Here is a 20,766-nt window from a genome sequence, read left to right on the forward strand (position 1 = left end):
CGACCATGACGACGGCGTGACGATGCGATGATCCCCTTCCACAAGAGGGGGAAATCACATGAGATCGACCATGACATTCGTCGCGCTCTCCATCGCGCTGTGCGGCGGTGACGCGAGCGCGCAAGGATCGCGCGAGTCCGCTGCGCAAGACGATCTGCATCGCCGCGAAGACGAACGGGCGGTGGCCCGCCAGCAGGTGCGCGTCGCCCGCGAACAGGACAGGCTGGACGCTCTCCGCGAGACGCTCGACCTGACGACCGCGCCCGTCGCGACACCGCTGCCGGACACCGGCAATAGCCTCGTAACCGGGGACACGCCGCAGCAATCGTCCTCGACCACGCCCGCCCCGACCCCGGCGCAGACGAAGGCCGCTTTGCGACAGGCGGAGGGTTTCGCCGACATCGAGCGCAATCTGGCGGCACGCAAGGCGGCGCAGGATTTCGGCGAATTCGGCCTTGGTGCCGGCCTGTCGCTCACGATCGATCTCGGCAGCAAGGACCGGATCGCGGATGCGCAGATCGTCAACGGCATCGTTCGCGTCATCGACCAGAACAATGCCGTCGCGCGCCTGCTGCTGGAAACGCACTACTTCTTCAAACCCCAGCGCTCCGGGCCGTTCGGCCTTGAGGAAAAGATGTGGGGTTTAGGCCCGTTCGTGGCGATCCAGCCGGGCGACGAACGGATCGTGGAAGCGATCGGCCTCGGTCTGATGATCGGTTTCCGTCGGGAGGAAACCAGAACAGACAGCTTCAATATCGGAATCGGATTCATGATCGATCCGAACACGCGCGTGCTGGGCGACGGCTTCGTGGCCAATGCCGCGCCACCCCCGGGCGAGACCGAGGTCCGCTATCGCGAGACGGCGCAGAAGGGCCTGATGCTGTTGACGTCGTTCAGCTTCTGATCCGGACGGCGGGGTCGCGGGCCTGGTCCGGATGCTTCGTCCCGGGCGCGCGGCACCCCGCCGGTTCACAGGGTAAGGGAGAGCACCTTGGCAACCGGCCATCCTCCTCCTTCGGGCGATGGCGGCGTGCGGGCCGCCGCAGCGGCTTCGCACGCCTGATTACGAGCGACGCCTGCCTGGGTGGGACTTCGACGATGTGTCGGAGCCAGGCTGGATCGACATTCGGCGCTTGGGGGTGCCGGATCACTCGCCATTGTCGGTGGTTCGTCTGTTCGGGCGAGCAGCGCGCACGATCGGGGAGTCCTCCACCCGTCATTGCGAGCGTAGCCAAGCAATCGAAAGTTACGCTGGTTTGCCTCGCTATCCTCGCAAATGACGGCGCTCGCAGGGGACAGCCGTCTGTCGATCGGCCCTAGATCCCTCCCGCCGCCACCTCGCGCCCGCTTGCCTCAAGCGCCGCGGTCAGGTCGGCCATGCACGCGTCGACCAGCGCCTGATCCGGTGAGCGCACCACGAAATTGGCCCCGGTCCGGCCCTCGCGGAAGAACGGATAGCTGCCGATCGCCACGCCCTCATGCGCCTTTTCGGTCGTGCGCAGCAGGTCGGCGACCTCGCTCTCCGCCACCCAGCAGCCGATCGTCGCGCTGACGACGGGGCGTCCGCCTTCCAGCGTGCCGGTCAGCGCATCGAGCATCCCGGCGGTGATGTGCGGCACGCCCGCCATGATGAAGACGTTCTCGACATGAATGCCCGGCGCGCCAGAAACGCGATTTTCGATCAGCGACGCGCCCGCGGGCACGCGCGCCATCCGGCGGCGCGCATCGGTCAATCCGCCGCGCGTCGCATAATGCCGCTCCAGCACGGCGATCGCCTCCGGATGCTCGACCACGGCAACGCCCAGCGCCGCCGCGATCGCATCGACGGTGATATCGTCATGGGTCGGCCCGATCCCGCCGGTCGTGAACAGGTAATCGTTGCGCGCGCGCAGGCCGTTGACCGCCTCGACGATCGCGTCCTCGCGGTCGGGCACCACGCGCACCTCGACCAGCCGGATGCCCTGGACGTTCAGCCACGTCGCCAGTTGCGCGATGTTCTTGTCCTGCGTGCGACCCGACAGGATCTCGTCACCGATCACCGCCAGCGCGGCGGTCCAGGTGCGTTCGCGGTTTTCGGTGGTGCTCATGTCCGCAGGCATAACCTCGCAATCTCCGGCCCGCCACGCTATATCACCGCCATGACCGAATATGTGACCGTCACCAGCGATGCGCCGCTGCTGCGCACCGGCGCGATCAAGCTGCATGGGCCGGATGCCTTCGCCGGCATGCATAAGGCCGGCCGGCTCGCCGCCGAAACCCTCGACATGCTCGTGCCCCATATGGTGCCCGGCGTGACCACCGCCGAAATCGATCGGCTGATCCACGATTTCGTGAAGGCCGGCGGCGGCGTGCCCGCCACCCTTGGCTATCGCGGCTATACGCATTCCAGCTGCATCTCGATCAACCATGTCGTGTGCCATGGCATTCCGGCGGACAAGCAGCTGAAATCGGGCGATATCGTCAATGTAGACGTGACGCCGATCGTCGACGGCTGGCACGGCGACACCAGCCGCATGTACCTGATCGGCGACGTACCGCTAAAGGCGAAGCGGCTGGTCGAGGTGACGTATGAATGCCTGATGCTCGGCATCGAGCAGGCGCGCCCCGGCAACCACATGGGCGACGTCGCACACGCGATCCAGCGCCATGCCGAGGGGCATCGCTTCGGCGTGGTGCGCGACTTCTGCGGTCACGGCGTGGGCCGGCTGTTCCACGACGCCCCGGAGGTCGTGCATGTCGGCCGCCCCGGCACCGGACCCGAACTGCGGCCGGGCATGATCTTCACGATCGAACCGATGATCAACATCGGCAGGCCCGACGTGAAGCTGCTCGACGACGGCTGGACGGCGGTGACGCGCGATCGCTCGCTGTCGGCGCAATTCGAGCATTCGATCGGCATCACCGAGGACGGTTGCGAGATCTTCACCGGCTCGCCCGCCGGGTTGGACAAGCCGCCGTATTGAACGGTGGGGTCGGCGCAAGGCCCCGTATTAGACGGTGCGGTCGGTGCCTCGACCAGAGGCGGCGCGTCCGGACATTCTATCCTGATCGCCGCCGCGATCCGCGCTATCGCCACCTGATCCTCGACGCACAAGCGGGCCTGGCTAGCGGCCGCGGGGCGGGAGTCCTCGCCCGCCAAGGCCGGTGATCGGTCCGTTTCAGGGAACGATACGGAACGTGTAGCTGTAATCGGTCGCCTTCCCGCGCACGATCACCCCGCCGACCTTCACCGTATAGCTCACGCCCGTCTTCAATCCCGTGACCTTGAATTGCAGGTTGTTGGGCACCGCATAACCGACGTTGTCGAAGCTGACGTTCGACACCGTCAGCTCGCCACCCGCATCGCTCACCGAAATGGCGGCCTTCGCGAAGTCGACGGTCGCATTCGCGCCGCCGCGCTGCGTGGTGTCCGCGATCACCGTGAACGACAGCAGCGACGACGTATCGAAATAGCGCACGGGATAATCGCCATAGGGGTACGCGACGAATGGCGGCAGGTTCGTGGGCACGCCGACCCCGCCGGTGAACGACACCACCTTCATCGCCGCCGCGTCGGTGCGGCTGCCGTTCGCCAGCACCTGCGCCACCCGGCCATAGGCGATCTTGCCCAGGAACGGATCGAGCATCCAGCGCCGGTGCCCGACGTTGTTGGCGATCAGGTTGGACGTCTCCGTCAACCATCCGCCCAGATACATGTCCTCTGTATAATAAGCCAGGAACGGCGAGATCAGCCCACCGTACAGGTTGCTGGTCCCCGCACCCGTCGCGCCCAGCGTGGTGTAGCATTTCCACGTCGCTGCGGGGGTGTGGCTCAACTCCCCGTTCGCGGCCATCATCAGCGCCGCCTGCGTCGCCTGTTCGTCGTCGGCGCTGGAATAGGTCACCGCCGGCAAACGGTGCAGCGCCCGGATCGCGTTCATGCGTGCCAGCACGTCGTCGCGCACGCTTTGCGCCAGCGTGCCCGGCCGGCAATCCGGCACGTCGGGCTGGGTGGTGAACAGCGCCGCGGCGTTACCCGCCCAGCTTCCCGACGGCGCGACCGAAGGTGACGATGGCGCCGGGCTGGGGCTGGGGCTGGGGCTGGGCGACGGGGTCGGGGCTGGCGCCGGCGCAGGCGTCGGGGACGGCGCAGGCGTGACGACCTCGACGCCGCCGCTTGCCGGGGCGGTGCCACTACCGCCCCCGCCCTCACCGCTCCCGCATCCGCCGAGCAGCAGCGACCAGGCCGAAACGGCGCCCATCCATTGACCGCGTGAGATTCGCATGCCCGGTTCCTAGCCGCGCGGCGCTTAACAAATCGCTCTGCCCGCCAAAGTGGCAGCGATCCGGCACATGCCCGAATCTTTGGCAGCGGATTCCGCGGTCAGGCGCGAGTCTCTGCCTTGCCCTGACGCCGTGCGGCTGGCACGATCAATGCAACGATGCCGATGGGGCATGCAGTTTTTCCGGGTGGGGCGTTCGTCGCGTGAAGAAGATCGAAGCGATCATCAAGCCGTTCAAACTGGACGAGGTGAAGGAAGCGCTGCACGAAATCGGTGTGTCCGGCATCACCGTGACCGAGGCCAAGGGCTTCGGCCGGCAGAAGGGCCATACCGAATTGTATCGCGGTGCCGAATATGTCGTCGACTTCCTGCCCAAGGTGAAGCTCGAGGTCGTCGTCGAGGATGGGCTGACGGAGCGGGTGGTTGAGGCGATCGCCGCCGCCGCGCAGACCGGGCGCATCGGCGACGGCAAGATCTTCGTGATCCCGGTCGAAACCGCGTTGCGCATCCGCACGGGCGAGCGTGACAACGAAGCGATCTGACGCTTTCCCGAATAGCATGTCGCCCCGGCGTCCGCCGGGGTCTTTCAGTTACGGTGTCACCACGGCTGCTGCCGCGGCGACGCAAATGCGAGAGAGAGAAATACCATGGCGAACACGGCCGCAGACGTTCTGAAGAAGATCAAGGACGAAGAGATCGAGTGGATCGATCTGCGCTTCACCGATCCCAAGGGCAAGTGGCAGCACCTGACCATGGTCGCCTCGCTGATGGGCGAGGATGAGTTCACCGACGGCCTGATGTTCGACGGTAGCTCGATCGAGGGCTGGAAGGCGATCAACGAGTCCGACATGATCCTGATGCCGGATCTGGACGCGGTCTACACCGACCCGTTCTCCGCCACCCCGATGCTGATCGTGTTCTGCGACATCGTCGAGCCGTCGACGGGCGAGGGCTATTCCCGCGATCCGCGCACCACCGCGAAGCGCGCCGAGGCCTATGTCGCCACCACCGGGATCGGCGACACCGTCTACGTCGGGCCGGAAGCCGAGTTCTTCATGTTCGACGACGTCCGCTTCGAGACGTCGTACAACCAGTCGTATTTCAAGCTCGACGATATCGAGCTGCCGACCAACACCGGCCGCGAATATGAGGGCGGCAACATGGCGCACCGTCCGCGCGCCAAGGGCGGCTACTTCCCGGTCGCACCGGTCGACTCGGCGGTCGACATCCGCGGCGAGATGGTCTCGACGATGATCGAGATGGGCCTGCCGTGCGACAAGCACCACCACGAGGTCGCCGCCGCGCAGCACGAACTGGGCCTGACCTTCGGGACGCTGACCACCACGGCGGACCGGATGCAGATCTACAAGTACGTCGTGCACCAGGTCGCGCATGCCTATGGCAAGTCGGCGACGTTCATGCCGAAGCCGATCAAGGAGGACAACGGGTCGGGGATGCACACGCACTTCTCGATCTGGCAGGGCAAGGAGCCGCTGTTCGCCGGCAACGGCTATGCCGGCCTGTCCGACACCTGCCTGTATTTCATCGGCGGCATCATCAAACATGCCAAGGCGATCAACGCCTTCACCAACCCGACCACCAACAGCTACAAGCGGCTGGTGCCGGGTTACGAGGCGCCGGTGCTGCTCGCCTATTCCGCGCGCAACCGTTCGGCTTCGTGCCGCATTCCGTACGGCACCGGCCCGAAGAGCAAGCGCGTCGAGGTCCGCTTCCCCGATGCGATGGCCAATCCGTACCTCGCCTATGCCGCGCTGCTGATGGCCGGTCTGGACGGCATCCAGAACAAGATCCATCCGGGCGAGGCGATGGACAAGAACCTGTACGATCTGCCGCCGGCCGAGCTGGCGGAAGTGCCGACGGTTTGCGCATCGCTGCGTGAGGCGCTCGACTCGCTGCTGGCCGACCACGACTTCCTGCTGAAGGGGGACGTGTTCACCAAGGACCAGATCGAGGCGTATGTCGAACTGAAGTGGGACGAAGTCGCGCGTTGGGAAATGACCCCCAGCCCGGTCGAATTCGACATGTACTACAGCGCGTGATCGCCGCCGGGCCGGTGGCGGGTGGCGACGCCACTTGCCACCGGCCGGCTCGGTCGCACGTGGCCTGTTGATGGGACAGGGCGCTTCCCGACGACGGAAGCGCCCTTTTTCACGCCCCCCTCATCAGGCGCATGGCAGCGCATCCGGTGCGACGCTGGTCGCGCCCGCCATCACGACCGGTTCGTCCCGGCAAAGCCAAACCTCGCCCCGCCCAAGCCCATCTAGACTCCCCCCGACGCATCGTTCGCGTACCATCGTGCATTACGGCGTCACGACGGTCCGCCATCCGGGAGCAACATGATGTTCGCCATCGCCGCCAACGATCGCTTCGCGCCTTTCTCGATCGTCGCGATCTCCGACGCGCTCCGGCCCGAGCCGACATGGCGGACGATGTTCGGCTGGCCCGCCGACGATCCCCGCACGATCACCATCGCCGCCCGTTCGCGCGGGGAACGCAAGATCTTCGCGGCGCGCGTCGATCAGGCGGTGTGCGCGGCGGAGCGCCCGGTGCTGCTGGTCGCCGATGGTCTCGGCTGCGCGGCGAGCGCGTGGTGGGGGCGGCTGTCGCCCACCGATTACGTCTCGCGGATCGCCGGTGCGCTGTTGTTTGCGCCGCGCGATGCCGAACCGACCCGCGACGGCGATGCGGATCTGTTCGCCTCGCCCGCCGCGCCGCTCCCCTTCCCCTCGTTCGTTATCCAGCCGCAAGGCGATGTCGCCGGGGTCGACGCGGCGGTGCAAAGCTGGGGCAGCCGCCTCGTCGCGGGACAGCGCGACCGTCACGTCGCGCATGACACCGGTGCCTGGCGTCAGGCGCAGCGCCTGTTCCTGCGCATGACGCACCAGCTTGCCGCCTACGAGGTCGATCGTGCCGCCGCGCTGATCGGGCGGTAGTGCGGAACGGATAAGCGATCTCGCCCCGATATCTTGAGAGAGTCGATGCCCCATCGCATCTGGAACGCCGGCAGTGGTCCGGAGGGGAAGGAAACCCCGATCGCGGCCATGTAGATCGCTCCCGCACGTCCGACATCCCGGTGTCGATCCGCTGTCCGGCCACCGACCGACCACGGAAGGCGCGTGCCCCCGAGTTATCTTCGGGCGAATGCGAAAAGGCGCAGGTTCGCCAATCCGCGATCGGACGATCCTGTCAAGCGGTCGAAACCCATCGGCACCCCCGCTACATCACCGCCGCACGTCCAGCCCGCCGGCCAGGAACGCGTCCACGTCCGCCTGCCGGAACAGCGCCGCATCCCCCGGCAGCGAGTGTTTCAGCGCCGCCAGCGCCAGCCCGCTTTCCGCCGCCGCCGCAATCCCCTGCCCCCGTCGCAGCGCGTGGAGCACGCCCGCAGCAAATGCGTCGCCGCCGCCGATCCGGTCGACGATTCCGGCCAGCATGGTTTCCGGCGTCTGTGCATGATCGTCCCGCGTGTCGATCCGCGCCGACAGATGGTTGAGGTCCACATGTTCCACGGTCCGCGCGGTCGATGCGATCGTCGCCAGCTTCGGGAAGCGTGCGAACGCCGCCTCCGCCGCCGCGCGTCGCCGATCCTCGCCCGCCCCGCCGAAGTCGTCGCGACCCAGCAGCAGGGCAATATCACGGTGGTTACCGAACATCAGATCGGCATGTTCGACGATCCGCGTCAGGATCGCGCGTGGATCGCCATCCCAGCGCGCCCACAATTTGCCGCGCCAATTGCCGTCGAACGACACCGCCACGCCGCGTGCCGCCGCAGCCTGCGCCGCCGCGATCGCGCTTTCGGCGGGCACCGGCCCCAGCGCGGGGGTGATCCCCGACAGATGCAGCCGATCGACACCGTCCAGGATCGCGTCCCAGTCCCACGCATCCGCCGGCGCCTCCGCGAACGAGGATCCGGCGCGGTCGTAGATCACTTCGGTCGCGCGCATCCCCGCGCCGGAGGTGACGAAATACAGCCCCATCCGCTCGCCGCCGGTCCCGATGTGCCGCACGTCGACGCCGTGCCCGCGCAACGTCGTGATCGCGCTCTGGCCCAGATCGTTGTCGGGCACGCGGCTGGCCATGCCCACGTCGTGGCCCAGCCGCGCCAGTTGCGTGGCGACATTGGCCTCCGCGCCCGCGACCCACACGTCGAAGCGCGGCGTCTGCATCAACAACTCGCGTCCCGGTGGCGAAAGCCGCAGCATGATCTCGCCGAACGCCAGGAACCTGCCCATCACCGCTGCTCCACCATCGCGGCCAGCGTCGCACGCTCGCCCTCATCCGCTTCCCAGCGCTCGGCGAACCGCCCGCCCGCACCGAACAGCGCATCGACCATCCCGCGTGCGTCGTTCGCGCGCCATAAGGCCGCCAGTTCGTCGCCCATCGGATCGTTGACCGGCCCCGCGTCGCCGCGCAGGTGCCGCAGCCACCCCGCCAGCGCGGTCAGCGTCGCCGTGCGATCCACGCCCCGCGCGCGATTGATGGTCAGCGCCTCCAGCCAGCGCGGGCCGACCTTCTGCGACCCGTCGCTGGCGATCTGCGCCAGCCGATGCGCCAAAGACGGATTGGCGAACCGCGCCAGCAGGGCATCGGCATAGGCATCGAGATCCTGTCCCGGCGCCGCGTCGAGACTGGCCGCCGCCTCGCGCCGCATCAGCCGTTCGACCAATCCGCGCACGCCCGCATCGCCGACCGCCTCGTGGACGAAGACGTGGCCGGCCGCCATCCCCAGATAGGCCAGCGCCGAATGCGCGCCGTTCAGCATCCGTAGCTTGGCGGTCTCATACGGGCGAACGTCGGCCACGAATTGCGCGCCGCCCACGTCCCAGCGGGGTCGCGCGGCGGCGAAGCGATCCTCGATCACCCATTGCCGGAACGGCTCGGTCACCACCGCGCCTTCGTCGCGCATCCCGATCCGCGCCGCCACGCGGTCGAGGTCGTCGTCGGCGGTCGCGGGGACGATCCGGTCGACCATCGTCGACGGGCACGCCCATTCGCGCTCGAACCAGTCGAGCGCCGCGCCGTCCAGCAATGCCGCCACGCCGTCACGCAGCACATGGCCGTTGTCGGTCATGTTGTCGCAGCTGACCAGCGTCATCGGCCCGACCCCCGCCGCCAGCCGGTCGCGCACCGCCTGAGAGAGATAATGGTAGATCGTGGCCCCCGCCGTCTCGACGGAACCATGGTCGATCCCGCCGCCCGGCAGCCGGTGATAACCCTTCTCGGTTACGGTCAGCGTGACGATGCGCGTCGCGGGTGCGGCCAGCGACGCCGCCACCGCGCGCGGCTCCTGCGGTGCGACCAGCACCTCGCGCACCGCGTCGATCACGCGCAGCTGCGCGCCACCGGCATCGCGCGACGCTACCGTGTACAGCCCGTCCTGCGGCGACAGTTGTGCGTGCACCTGCGGCGATCGCAGCGACACCGCGGTGATCGCCCAATCGCGATCGCCCGCGGCCATCGCATCGTCGGTATAGACCGCCTGATGCGCGCGGTGGAATGCGCCGATGCCCAGATGCACGATGCCGCGCGCCTGTTCGTGCCGCTCGTATCCCGCTTGCGCCACATCGCCGGACAGCCGCCCGCGCGTCGCCTCCGACAGCCTCACAGCCGGTAGGCCCGGCGGACCAGCCCGCTGGTCAGTTCATGCGCCAGTTCGACCGCTTCCCAATCCTCGATGCGGTGTTCGGCGACCAGCCGCGCCAGGAACGCGCAATCGACCCGCCGCGCCACGTCGTGCCGCGCCGGGATCGACAGGAACGCCCGCGTGTCGTCGTTGAACCCGACCGTGTTGTAGAAACCCGCGGTCTCGGTGGTCAGTTCGCGATAGCGCCGCATCCCCTCCGGCGAATCATGGAACCACCACGCCGGTCCCAGCTTCAGGCACGGATAATGCCCGGCCAGCGGCGCCAGTTCACGTGCATAGACGCTCTCGTCCAGCGTGAAGAGGATGATGGTCAGGTCACGCTCGTTGCCGACCACGTCCAGCATCGGTTTCAGCGCATGGACATATTCGGTGCGCATCGGGATGTCCGCGCCCTTGTCGCGGCCGTGGCTGGCGAACAGCCCGGCGTTGTGGTTGCGGAAGCTGCCGGGATGAATCTGCATGACCATCCCGTCCTCCACGCTCATCCGCGCCATCTCGGTCAGCATCTGCGCGCGGAACAGCTCGGCATCGGCGACATCCCACGTACCGCCGACGATTCGCGCGAACAACGCCTCGCATTCGGGCGTGGTCAGGTTGGCGGTCTGCGCCGTCGCATGGCCGTGGTCGGTCGCCGTCGCGCCCGCCGCACGGAAATCGGCACGACGCTTGCGATGCGCGGCCAGATACCCCGACCAGCTGTGTACGTCCTCGCCGGTCAGCGCGGCGAAGGTCGCCAGCGCGCCCGCGAATTGCTCATGCTCGACATCGATGACGCCGTCGGGGCGATAGGTGGTGACCACCCGCCCGCTCCAGCCCGATGCACGGATCGCGTGATGCGCGTCGAGGCTGTCATGCGCGCCCTCGGTGGTGGCGAGAAAGTCGATCCGAAAGCGATCGAACAATGCGCGTGGACGGAAGGCGTCGGTGGCCAGCCGCTCGTTGATCGTGTCGAAATAGATATCGGCGGTCGCCGCCTCCAGCCGCACGTCGAACCCGAACACCTCGGCGAACACATGATCGAGCCACAAACGCGACGGCGTGCCGCGGAACAGGTCGTAACGGGACGCGAATGCGCGCCATGCCGCGCGCGGGTCGGTGGCGGGCACCCCGCCGCGATGCGGGATCGCCAGATCGTCGAGCGCGACACCCTGCGAATGGAGCATCCGGAAGACGTAGTGATCGGGCGCGAGCAGCAATTCGGTCGCGTTGTTCCAGTTCGCATCGGTCGCGAACCAGCTCGGATCGGTGTGGCCGTGCGGGCTGACGATCGGCAATTGCCCGATCTCCGCGTACAATGCCCGGGCGATGCCGCGCGTCGTGGGATCGGCGGGGAACAGCCGGTCGGGGTTCAGCGTCAGCGGTCGTGCCATCACCAGTTCGCCTTTCCATAGGCCAGTCCGCGTTCCAGGCCGCGCAACTCGGCCAGCCCGCGCATCCGCCCCAGCAACGAATAGCCGGGATTGGTCACCTTGTTCAGGTCGTCGATCATCTGGTGGCCATGGTCGGGGCGCATCACGATCGACCGTCCCTCGTGCTGTTGCAGCGCGACGACCTCGGCGACCACGGCCGCCATCTCCGCGCTGCCTTCCAGATGCGCCGCCTCGTGGAACGCGCCGTCCGGTTCGCGCTGCACGCTACGCAAGTGCAGGAAGCCGATCCGCTCGCCCAGCCGCCGCACCATTCCGGGCAAGTCGTTGTCGGCGCGCACCCCGAACGACCCGCTGCAGAAACACAGGCCGTTGGCGATGCTCGGCACGGCGGCGAACAGGGCGGCGACATCCGCCTCGGTGCTGACGACGCGCGGCAGGCCGAAGATCGGGAACGGCGGATCGTCGGGATGGACGACCAGCCGGATGCCGACCTCTTCGGCGACCGGACACATCGCCGCCAGGAACGCGACATGGTTCGCGCGCAGCGTCGCCGCGCCGGTGTCGGCATAGCCATGGATCGCGTCGAGGAATTGTGCGGAGGTGAAGCTCTCCTCACTCCCCGGCAGCCCGGCGATGATCGTCCGTTCCAGCCGCACGCGCGCTGCCTCGTCCATCGCCGCGAAGCGCCGTGCGGCGCGTTCGATCACGTCGGGCGCATAATCCGCCTCCGCCCCCGGCCGCTTCAGGATATGCAGGTCGTAGACCGCCACCGCGTCCAGCTCGAACCGCAGCGCCAGCGCGCCGTCGGGCAGCGCCCAGCCCAGGTCGGTGCGCGTCCAGTCGAGCAGCGGCATGAAATTGTAGGTGACGGTGGTGACGCCTTCCGCCGCCAGATCGCGCAGCGTCGCGGCGTAATGATCGAGCAACCGGTCGCGCTCCGGCCCCGCCGTCTTGATCGCCTCGTGCACCGGCACGCTCTCGACCGTGGTCCAGCGCAGCCCCGCCGCCTCGATCAGCGCGCGGTGGGCGGCGATCTCGGCGCGCGGCCACGCCGCGCCGTTGGGGATATGGTGAAGCGCGGTGACCACCTCGGTCGCGCCGGCCTGCCGGATGTGCGCCAGCGGCACCGGATCGCGCGGCCCGAACCAGCGCATCGCCTGCGTCATCAACACGTCCGTCATCCCTCCCGGCATTTTTCCTTGTGGCTTATGGTAGCGATACCAGTCAGCGATGCAAGCTTACGGCAGCGCCCTGCCCATCCCCGCCTGCAATACGGCATACCACGCGCTGCGCGTCCACTCGACCCGATATGCGTCGGCCGCGGCGGCGATCCGCGCGGGGGATTGCGATCCGACGATCGGGATGATCCGGGCCGGGTGCGCCATCACCCACGCCAGCGCGGCGCTCGCCGCATCGACGCCGAACGCCGCGCCATGTTCGGCCAGCATCGCGCCGGCGGGATGCGCCGGATCGGCCAGCCGCCCGCCGCCCAGCGGCGACCACGCCAGCACCGCCACCTCGCGCGCCATCGCATGATCCAGGGTTCCGTCGAACAGCGGTGCGTAGTGCAGTGCGGAGAACTCCGGCTGGGTCGCGACGATCGGCTGGCCGAGGAATGCCTGCAACGCGTCGAACTCGGCCGGCGCATGGTTCGAGACGCCGACGGCACGCACCTTGCCGCCCGTCACCATGGCATCCAGCGCCGCAGCCACTTCGTGCGGATGCGTCAGCAGGTCGCGGCGATGGATCTGGTACAGGTCGATCGTATCCACCGCCATCCGCCGGAGCGAATCGTCCACCGCCTCCGACAGGTACGCGGACGAGGAATTGTACGGTATGCCCGGCCGTATCCCACCCTTGGTCGCGATCACCATCCGGTCGCGCAGGCCACGATCCTCGCGCAGCGCGCGTCCGAACAACTCCTCCGCCGATCCGAACCCGGCCGGCGCATCGAAGCCATAGATATCAGCGGTATCGAACAGCGTGATTCCCGCGCCGAGCGCGGCGTCGATCAACGCGCGCACCGCAGCCGTCTCGATCCCCGCCAGCCGCCACATGCCCCAGGCGAGCGGCGAAACAAGCAGGCCGCTCTTGCCCAGCAGGCGGGGTTCGTTCGATAGGCGGATGGTCGTCATGACCGGCGGCATGGCACAGGGCCGGAAACGATGATAGCCGCCAAACCGCCGCGCAGTCGCGCGGCATGATCCGCCACGTCGCGATCGTCGGCGGCGGGTTCTCCGGAACGCTGCTCGCCATCAACCTGCTGCGCCACGACGGCCCGCGCGCCACGCTGATCGAGCGGCGGCCCGCACAACTGGCGCGCGGCGTCGCCTATAGCGCGGCGCATGAAGAGCATCTGCTCAACGTCCGCGCCGCCAACATGAGCGCGCTGCCCGACGATCCCGACCATTTCGTTCGCTGGCTGACCCGCAATGCGCTGGGGGACCGCTCGACCTTCGTGCCGCGTCGCCTGTACGGCCGCTACCTGCGCGAGATGCTGGCGGAGGCTGCCGCGCTTCACCCGCATCGCCTGACGCTGGTCGAGGATACGGTCCGCGCGGTCAACGCCGACGCCGGCGGCTATATCGCGACCTTGGGCAACGGCGCGCGGCTGGCGGCGGATGCACTGGTGCTCGCGCTCGGCAACCTTCCCCCGCACACGCCGCCCGCGCTCGACCCCGCTGCGCTGCCCCCCGGCGTCTATCGTGGCGACCCCTGGGCGGGTGACATCGCCGCCGGGCTGACCGAACAGGACACTGTGGCGCTGATCGGCAGCGGCCTGACCGCGGTCGACGCCGCCCTCCTGCTCGATGCCAGCGGCTTCGGCGGCCGGATCCTCGCCATCTCGCGACGCGGCCTCGCCCCCCGTCGCCACGCCGATGCCGCGCCCCGCGCCGGCCTGTCGGAACGCCCCGCCGCCACGCTGTCGCGGCTGCTCGCGCATGTCCGCAGCCGCAGCGACGCGATCGGCTGGCGCGGGGCGGTCGACGAATTGCGCCCGGTGACGCAGCTGATGTGGGCCGCCGCCGACGCCGCCACCCGCGCCCGCTTCCTGCGCCATCTTCGTCCGTGGTGGGACGTGCACCGCCACCGCCTCGCCCCCGCGGTCGCCGACCGGATCGACGCGCTGACCGCCGCCGGCCGGCTGGAGATCGCCGCAGGCAAGCTGGTCGCCGTCACGCCCGATCGCAACCGGGCGCTGCTCGCCTGGCGATCGCGCGGGACGGGTTGGGTCCACCGCACCCCCGTTGCGCGGATCGTCAATTGCACCGGGCCGCAGGGCGACCTGCTTCGTTCCGACGACCCGCTGCTGCGCGATCTGATCGCGTGCGGCACGATCCGCCCCGACGCGCTGCGCATCGGGCTGGAGGTCGACGCACAATCGCGCGTCATCGGCACCGATGGCTACCCGGCGGAGCAACTCTACGCGATCGGGCCGATGACCCGCGGCGGCCTGTGGGAAGTGGTCGCCGTTCCAGACATTCGCCAGCAAAATTGGACACTTGCCCGGCGTCTGGCAAACGCCCAATGGGTCGGCGGTGAGGGTCTGTGACGATCGCCGCGGCGGAAAGCGGTTGCGCCACCTTGATGGTAGCGCTACCTCGTTGACCGGTAGCGCGAGCGGAGACTCGCGACGGATCGAGAGGTGCCAAAAATGAAGCGTCTTCCACAGCTTGCCCTGCTATCGCTCGCCGCCGCGCTGTCGCTCGCCGCTTGCGGTGAACGCGCGTCGTCCGGTGACAATGCCGCCGCCAACGCGTCTGCTTCCGGTGCGGAACCGCGCACCAAGGATGGTCGCCGCTACCTGTCGCAGCCGCTGGTCACCGATTTCTACACCGCCGATCCGTCGGCGCACGTCTTCGACGGCAAGCTCTATATCTATCCCAGCCACGACATCGACGGCACCACGCCGGAGGACGATCTGGGCGCGCATTTCGAGATGCGCGATTACCGCGTGCTCAGCATGGACGCGCCCGGCGGGAAGGTCACCGCACATCCCGTCGCGCTGGATGTGAAGGACGTGCCCTGGGCCACCAAGCAGATGTGGGCACCCGATGCCGCCTATAAGGACGGCACCTATTACCTCTACTTCCCCGCCAAGGACAAGGCAGGCGCGTTCCGCATCGGCGTCGCCACGTCGAAGTCGCCGGTCGGCCCGTTCAAGGCCGCGCCGCAACCGATCGCCGGCAGCTTCTCGATCGATCCGGCGGTGTTCACCGACACCGATGGCAAGAGCTACATGTATTTCGGCGGCATCTGGGGCGGGCAGCTTCAGCGCAACACCACCGGCACCTACGACCCGAACGGCTCGAAGACCGACCTTCAGGCCGATGACAAGCCCGCGCTGACCGCCAAGGTCGCCGCGTTGACCCCGGGCATGACCGAGTTCGCCGGCAAGCCGCGCGACGTCGTAATCCTGGATGAAAAGGGCAAGCCGCTGCTGGGCGGCGACCACGATCGCCGCTTCTTCGAGGCGTCGTGGATGCACAAGTACAAGGGCAAATATTACTTCAGCTACTCGACCGGCGACACGCACTACATCGCCTATGCGACCGGCGACACGCCGTTCGGCCCGTTCACCTACAAGGGCCGCATCCTCCAGCCGGTCGATGGCTGGACGACGCACCATTCGATCGGCGAGTGGCAGGGCAGATGGTGGCTGTTCTACGCCGATACGCAACTCTCCGGCCAGACGCGCCTGCGCAACGTCAAGATGACCGAGCTGCAGTACAATCCCGATGGCACGATCCGGACGATCGACCCGTTCGTGAAGTGATCGCGCCTGCCCCCGCCGCTGCCCCGAACCCGGGCGCGGCGGGGCCGGTTCCGCATCGCACGCCATCCGATCCGCCTGCGACGGCTGCTGAAAGATAGAAAGACCCGCATGTTCCTCGGCATCGATATCGGCACTTCGGGCGTGAAAGCGGTGGTCATCGACCGCGACGGCACGATCGCCGCGCAGGCGACCGCCGCGCTCACCGTCCAGCGCCCGCACCCGCTGTGGTCCGAACAGGATCCCGATGCCTGGTGGCAGGCGACCGACGCCGCCGTACGCGCGCTCCCCGCCGACGTGCGTCGCGCGGTGCGCGGGGTCGGCCTTGCCGGACAGATGCACGGCGCGACGCTGCTGGGCGCGGACGACCGCCCGTTACGCCCGGCGATCCTGTGGAACGACGGCCGCTCCTTCGCCGAATGCGGCGAGCTCGAACGCGCCGCCCCTGCTCTGCGCGACGTTGCCGCCAACATCGCAATGCCCGGCTTCACCGCACCCAAATTGCTGTGGGTCAAGAACCACGAACCCGAGACATTCGCGGCGATCCGCACGGTCCTGCTTCCCAAGGATCACGTTCGCCTGCACCTGACCGGCGAGAAGGCGTCCGACGTGTCGGACGCCGCCGGCACGCTGTGGCTGGACGTGGCGAAGCGCGACTGGAGCGACGATCTGCTCGCCGCCACCGGCCTGACCCGCGATCAGATGCCGCGCACGGTGGAGGGCAGCGACACCACCGGCCGGCTGCGCGCCGAGATCGCCGAAAGCTGGGGCATGGACGCGGTGCCGGTCGCGGGCGGCGGCGGCGACAACGCCGCCGGCGCGGCCGGGATCGGCGTGGTGCGCGATGGTGACGCGCTGCTGTCGCTCGGCACCTCCGGCGTGATCTTCGTCGCGACCGACACGCTGCGCGCCAATCCCGCCGCCGCGGTCCACGCCTTCTGCCACTGCGTACCCGGCATGTGGCACCAGATGGCGGTTCATCTGTCCGCCGCGGTGTGCGTCGACTGGGTCGCTCGTCTGATCGGCGCGGCGGGTCCGGCGGACGTCTTCGCGCGCGCCGAGATGGCCGGCCCGGCGAACGGCCCCGAACTGTTCCTCCCCTACCTCTCGGGTGAGCGCACGCCGCACAACGATGCGCAGGTGCGTGGCGGCTTCCTCCGTCTCGACCACGACACCACACCCGAACGCCTTGCGCAGGCGGTGCTGGAAGGCGTCGCCTTCGCGTTGGCCGACGGCGTGCGCGTGCTGCGCGATTCCGGCACCGCCGTCGAGCGCCTGTCGGTGATCGGCGGGGGTGCGCGCTCACGCTATTGGGGCGAAACGCTCGCCGCCGCGCTGGAGGTCGAACTGGCCTATCTGCACGGCGGGGAGGTCGGCCCCGCAATGGGTGCCGCACGCCTCGCGCAGCTCGCCGTCGATGGCGGCGCCCCCGCCGACGTGTGCGTCGCCCCGCCGATCAGCCACGTCATCACCCCGGACCACGCGCTGGTCGATCGCTTCGCCCCGAAGCGCGCCGCGTTCCGCGCCGCCTATTCCCGTATCAAGCCGTAAAGGAACCAGCTGATGGCCAACGACTTCTTCGCCGACATTCCGCAGATCAAATATGAGGGGCCGGAAACCGTCAACGAACTCGCCTATCGTTTCTACGACAAGGACCGGGTCGTGCTCGGGAAGCGCATGGAGGACCACCTTCGCTTCGCCGCCTGTTTCTGGCACACCTTCTGCTGGCCCGGCTCCGACGTGTTCGGCGGCGGCACCTTCGATCGCCCGTGGCATGCCGGCGCGAACGACAGCGCAGCGTCCGCGCAGAAGCGTGAGGTCGCGTTCGACTTCTTCACGAAGCTCGACGTGCCCTATTATTGCTTCCACGATGTCGATGTGATGGCCGATGCCAACAGCGTGGCCGAACACCGCCGCTATTTCGCGGAGGCGGTCGACCATCTCGAAAAGCTCCAGGCCTCCTCGGGTCGCAAGCTGCTGTGGGGCACCGCCAACCTGTTCGGCCATCCGCGCTTCGCCGCCGGCGGCGCGACCAACCCCGATCCGGAAGTCTATGCGTTCGGCGCGATGCAGGTCCGCGATGCACTGGAAGCGACGCACCGTCTGGGCGGCGAGAATTACGTGCTGTGGGGCGGTCGCGAGGGCTATGAGACGCTGGCCAACACCGATCTCACGCGCGAACTCGACAATCTCGGCCGCTTCCTGACGCTGGTCGTCGAACACAAGCACAAGATCGGTTTCAAGGGGACGATCCTGATCGAGCCGAAGCCGCACGAGCCGACCAAGCACCAGTACGACTTCGACACCGCCACCGTGTACGGCTTCCTGCGCAAATACGGGCTGGAGAACGAGGTCAAGGTCAACATCGAGGCCAACCACGCCACGCTGGCGGGCCACACCTTCGAACATGAGATCGCGATGGCCAGCACGCTCGGCATCTTCGGTTCGATCGACGCCAACCGCGGCGATCACCAGAACGGCTGGGACACCGATCAATTCCCGAACTCGGTCGAGGAACTGACGCTGGCGATGCTGGAGATCATCCGCGCGGGTGGCTTCACCACCGGCGGCTTCAACTTCGACGCCAAGGTCCGTCGTCAGTCGATGGACGCCGTCGACCTGTTCCATGGTCACGTCGGCGGCATCGACGTCGTCGCCAAGGGGCTGCTCAACGCCGCCGCGCTGATCGAGGACGGTCGCCTCGACGCGATCAAGGCCGAGCGTTACGCCGGCTGGACGGGTGCGTTCGGGCAGCAGGTCTCGACGCTCGACCTCGCCGGCATCGCCGATCTGGCGGAGCGCGACGCGGTGAACCCGCGCCCGCGCTCGGGCCGGCAGGAGCGGATCGAGAATATCGTCAACCGCTTCATCTGATTTCGGCCATGCCCCCCGGTCATGCGTGCACCCGACACGCATGACGGGGGGTTTTCCGTGTCTGGCGCACAGGTCGCGCCGTGGTACGCACAGCGCGGCGGGGTTGCGAAAGTGGCTCGCGCGCATTACTAATGTAGGAGTAATTCCCCATCACGAGGACGATCATGATCGACGGAGCGATGCTCATCGGCGCAGAAGCGCGCCAGGCCGAAACGCGGTTCACCTCGGTCGATCCGTCGACCGGCGCGACGCTGACGCCGGACTTTTCCTCGGCCGGCCCTGATGCGGTCGACGCCGCCTGCGCCCTCGCCGCGGAGGCTTTCCCGGCCTTCGCCGCGACCGATCCGGAAACGCGCGCCGCGTTCCTCGAAGGGATCACGGAAGAAATTCTCGCGATCGGTGATGACCTTATCACGCGGGCGATGCAGGAAAGCGGCCTGCCGCGCGCCCGTCTGGAGGGTGAGCGCGGCCGCACCGTCGGCCAGCTGAAGCTGTTCGCGCAGGTCGTCCGCCAGGGTGACTGGCTCGACGCGACGATCGATCCCGCGATGCCGGATCGCCAGCCGCTGCCCCGCCCCGACCTGCGTCGCATGAACGTCGCGCTCGGCCCGGTGGCGGTGTTCGGCGCATCGAACTTCCCGCTCGCCTTCTCGGTCGGTGGCGGCGACACCGCCTCGGCGCTCGCGGCGGGCTGCCCGGTCGTCGTGAAGGGTCATCCGGCCCACCCCGGCACCGGCGAACTGGTGGCGCGCGCCATCGCCCGCGCGGTCGAAAAGGCGGGACTGCCCAAGGGCGTGTTCTCCTATTTGCCGGGCGAATCCAACGAGCTGGGTGGCGCACTGGTCCGCGATCCGCGTATCAAGGCGGTCGGCTTCACCGGATCGCGCGGCGGCGGCATGGCGCTGATGAAGATCGCCGCCGAGCGTGAGGAGCCGATCCCCGTCTATGCAGAAATGTCGGCGATCAACCCGGTCGTCATCATGCCGCACGCACTGGAAGCCCGCGGCGCGGCGCTCGCACCCGCTTATGTCCAGTCGCTGACGATGGGCGCGGGCCAGTTCTGCACCAACCCCGGCCTCGTCCTCGCGATCGCCGGCCCCGCACTCGACGCGTTCGTCGAAGCCGCGGGTCAGGCGCTGACCGAAAGCGCACCGGGCACGATGCTAACCCCCGGTATTCACGCCAGCTTCGAGAAGGGCGTCGAGGCACTTGCCAAGCATGACGCGGTCACCACCGTGGCGCGCGGCAAGGTCGGCGAAGGCGTCAATCAGGCGGTCGGCGCGCTGTTCCGTACCGACGCCGACGCGTTCCTCGCCGATCGCGCGCTGGGCCATGAGGTGTTCGGTTCGTCGTCGATCGTCGTCGCCTGCCGCGATCTCGACGAGTTGAAGAAGGTGATCGCCAGCCTGGAAGGTCAGTTGACCGCGACGTTGCAGATCGACGCCGAGGACGAGGCGGAGACCAAGTCCTTGATTCCGGTGCTTGCCGATCGCGTCGGTCGCATCCTCGTCAACGGTTGGCCGACCGGCGTGGAAGTCGCTCCGGCGATGGTTCACGGCGGTCCGTTCCCGGCGACCAGCGACGGTCGCACGACCTCGGTCGGCACGGCGGCCATCTACCGCTTCCTGCGCCCGGTCAGCCTGCAGAACCTGCCGGCCAGCCTGCTGCCGGACGCGCTGGCCGATGCGAACCCGTGGGGCATCGCCCGCCGGATCGACGGCAAGCGCGAAGGTTCGCCGCGGTAAGCGAAACGGCTGATGCTAAATGGAAAGGGCGGCCCTGCGGGGTCGCCCTTTTCGTTGGTGGTTGCGCATTCGGGAG

General features: G+C 68.2%; 17 protein-coding genes. 10 read left to right on the forward strand and 7 right to left on the reverse strand.

Annotated features, from left to right (window positions below):
* Positions 1–70 precede the first annotated feature (70 nt).
* Complete coding sequence (locus ASE95_RS14385) at positions 71–904, forward strand: hypothetical protein (RefSeq protein ID WP_056637655.1); 834 nt, start codon at positions 71–73, stop codon at positions 902–904.
* 412 nt (positions 905–1,316) lie between these two features.
* Here ASE95_RS14385 and ASE95_RS14390 read toward each other — a convergent pair whose 3' ends face one another.
* Complete coding sequence (locus ASE95_RS14390) at positions 1,317–2,087, reverse strand: competence/damage-inducible protein A (protein ID WP_156348052.1); 771 nt, start codon at positions 2,085–2,087, stop codon at positions 1,317–1,319.
* Between the two features lie 51 nt (positions 2,088–2,138).
* Here ASE95_RS14390 and map point away from each other — a divergent pair, with 51 nt between their 5' ends.
* The gene (gene map / locus ASE95_RS14395; RefSeq protein ID WP_056637662.1) at positions 2,139–2,963 is read left to right on the forward strand and encodes a type I methionyl aminopeptidase; all 825 of its coding nucleotides are present in this window, start codon (positions 2,139–2,141) and stop codon (positions 2,961–2,963) included.
* A gap of 195 nt (positions 2,964–3,158) precedes the next feature.
* Here the strand turns inward: map and ASE95_RS14400 are convergent, their stop codons facing one another.
* Positions 3,159–4,265 carry a CAP domain-containing protein gene (locus ASE95_RS14400; protein ID WP_156348053.1) on the reverse strand — a complete coding sequence of 369 codons (1,107 nt, stop codon included), beginning with the start codon at positions 4,263–4,265 and terminating at the stop codon, positions 3,159–3,161.
* 200 nt (positions 4,266–4,465) lie between these two features.
* Here ASE95_RS14400 and ASE95_RS14410 point away from each other — a divergent pair, with 200 nt between their 5' ends.
* The 3 genes from ASE95_RS14410 (at position 4,466) to ASE95_RS14420 (ending at position 7,216) form a co-directional block, all read left to right on the forward strand.
* Complete coding sequence (locus tag ASE95_RS14410) at positions 4,466–4,804, forward strand: P-II family nitrogen regulator (RefSeq protein WP_028056880.1); 339 nt, start codon at positions 4,466–4,468, stop codon at positions 4,802–4,804.
* 105 nt (positions 4,805–4,909) lie between these two features.
* On the forward strand, positions 4,910–6,322 hold the full coding sequence (gene glnA, locus ASE95_RS14415; RefSeq protein ID WP_056637670.1) for a type I glutamate--ammonia ligase: 1,413 nt from the start codon (positions 4,910–4,912) through the stop codon (positions 6,320–6,322).
* A gap of 300 nt (positions 6,323–6,622) precedes the next feature.
* Positions 6,623–7,216, forward strand: a complete 594-nt coding sequence (locus ASE95_RS14420; protein ID WP_162234696.1) for an alpha/beta hydrolase — start codon at positions 6,623–6,625, stop codon at positions 7,214–7,216.
* 288 nt (positions 7,217–7,504) lie between these two features.
* Here ASE95_RS14420 and ASE95_RS14425 read toward each other — a convergent pair whose 3' ends face one another.
* The 5 genes from ASE95_RS14425 to ASE95_RS14445 are packed head-to-tail and all read right to left on the reverse strand — an operon-like array spanning position 7,505 to position 13,432.
* Entirely contained in the window at positions 7,505–8,515 is a 1,011-nt protein-coding gene (locus ASE95_RS14425) for a sugar kinase (protein WP_056637677.1), read from the reverse strand.
* Positions 8,515–9,888 (reverse strand): mannitol dehydrogenase family protein, encoded by a 1,374-nt coding sequence (locus tag ASE95_RS14430; RefSeq protein ID WP_056637680.1) that lies wholly within the window; start codon positions 9,886–9,888, stop codon positions 8,515–8,517. The genes ASE95_RS14425 and ASE95_RS14430 overlap by 1 nt, the downstream gene beginning before the upstream one ends.
* A complete protein-coding gene (uxaC, locus tag ASE95_RS14435) occupies positions 9,885–11,297 on the reverse strand; it encodes a glucuronate isomerase (RefSeq protein ID WP_056637683.1) in 1,413 nt (470 codons plus the stop codon). The genes ASE95_RS14430 and uxaC overlap by 4 nt, the downstream gene beginning before the upstream one ends.
* Positions 11,297–12,478: a mannonate dehydratase gene (gene uxuA, locus ASE95_RS14440; RefSeq protein WP_056637685.1), complete on the reverse strand. Its 1,182-nt coding sequence runs from the start codon at positions 12,476–12,478 to the stop codon at positions 11,297–11,299. The genes uxaC and uxuA overlap by 1 nt, the downstream gene beginning before the upstream one ends.
* Before the next feature lie 57 nt (positions 12,479–12,535).
* Complete coding sequence (locus tag ASE95_RS14445; RefSeq protein WP_056637826.1) at positions 12,536–13,432, reverse strand: aldo/keto reductase; 897 nt, start codon at positions 13,430–13,432, stop codon at positions 12,536–12,538.
* A gap of 65 nt (positions 13,433–13,497) precedes the next feature.
* Between ASE95_RS14445 and ASE95_RS14450 the strand changes: the two genes are divergently transcribed.
* The 5 genes from ASE95_RS14450 to ASE95_RS14470 all read left to right on the forward strand — a co-directional run bounded on the left by ASE95_RS14450 (position 13,498) and on the right by ASE95_RS14470 (position 20,690).
* A complete protein-coding gene (locus ASE95_RS14450; RefSeq protein WP_056637688.1) occupies positions 13,498–14,850 on the forward strand; it encodes an FAD/NAD(P)-binding protein in 1,353 nt (450 codons plus the stop codon).
* Positions 14,851–14,952: 102 nt separating this feature from the next.
* Positions 14,953–16,074, forward strand: a complete 1,122-nt coding sequence (locus tag ASE95_RS14455) for a glycoside hydrolase family 43 protein (protein ID WP_082450152.1) — start codon at positions 14,953–14,955, stop codon at positions 16,072–16,074.
* Between the two features lie 108 nt (positions 16,075–16,182).
* On the forward strand, positions 16,183–17,622 hold the full coding sequence (gene xylB / locus ASE95_RS14460) for a xylulokinase (protein ID WP_056637690.1): 1,440 nt from the start codon (positions 16,183–16,185) through the stop codon (positions 17,620–17,622).
* 12 nt (positions 17,623–17,634) lie between these two features.
* Positions 17,635–18,945, forward strand: a complete 1,311-nt coding sequence (gene xylA, locus ASE95_RS14465) for a xylose isomerase (RefSeq protein ID WP_056637694.1) — start codon at positions 17,635–17,637, stop codon at positions 18,943–18,945.
* Between the two features lie 164 nt (positions 18,946–19,109).
* Positions 19,110–20,690 carry an aldehyde dehydrogenase (NADP(+)) gene (locus ASE95_RS14470; RefSeq protein WP_056637697.1) on the forward strand — a complete coding sequence of 527 codons (1,581 nt, stop codon included), beginning with the start codon at positions 19,110–19,112 and terminating at the stop codon, positions 20,688–20,690.
* The last annotated feature ends 76 nt before the right edge of the window (positions 20,691–20,766 follow it).

Origin of the sequence: Sphingomonas sp. Leaf231 (assembly GCF_001421995.1) — a bacterium.
GTDB lineage: Bacteria > Pseudomonadota > Alphaproteobacteria > Sphingomonadales > Sphingomonadaceae > Sphingomonas.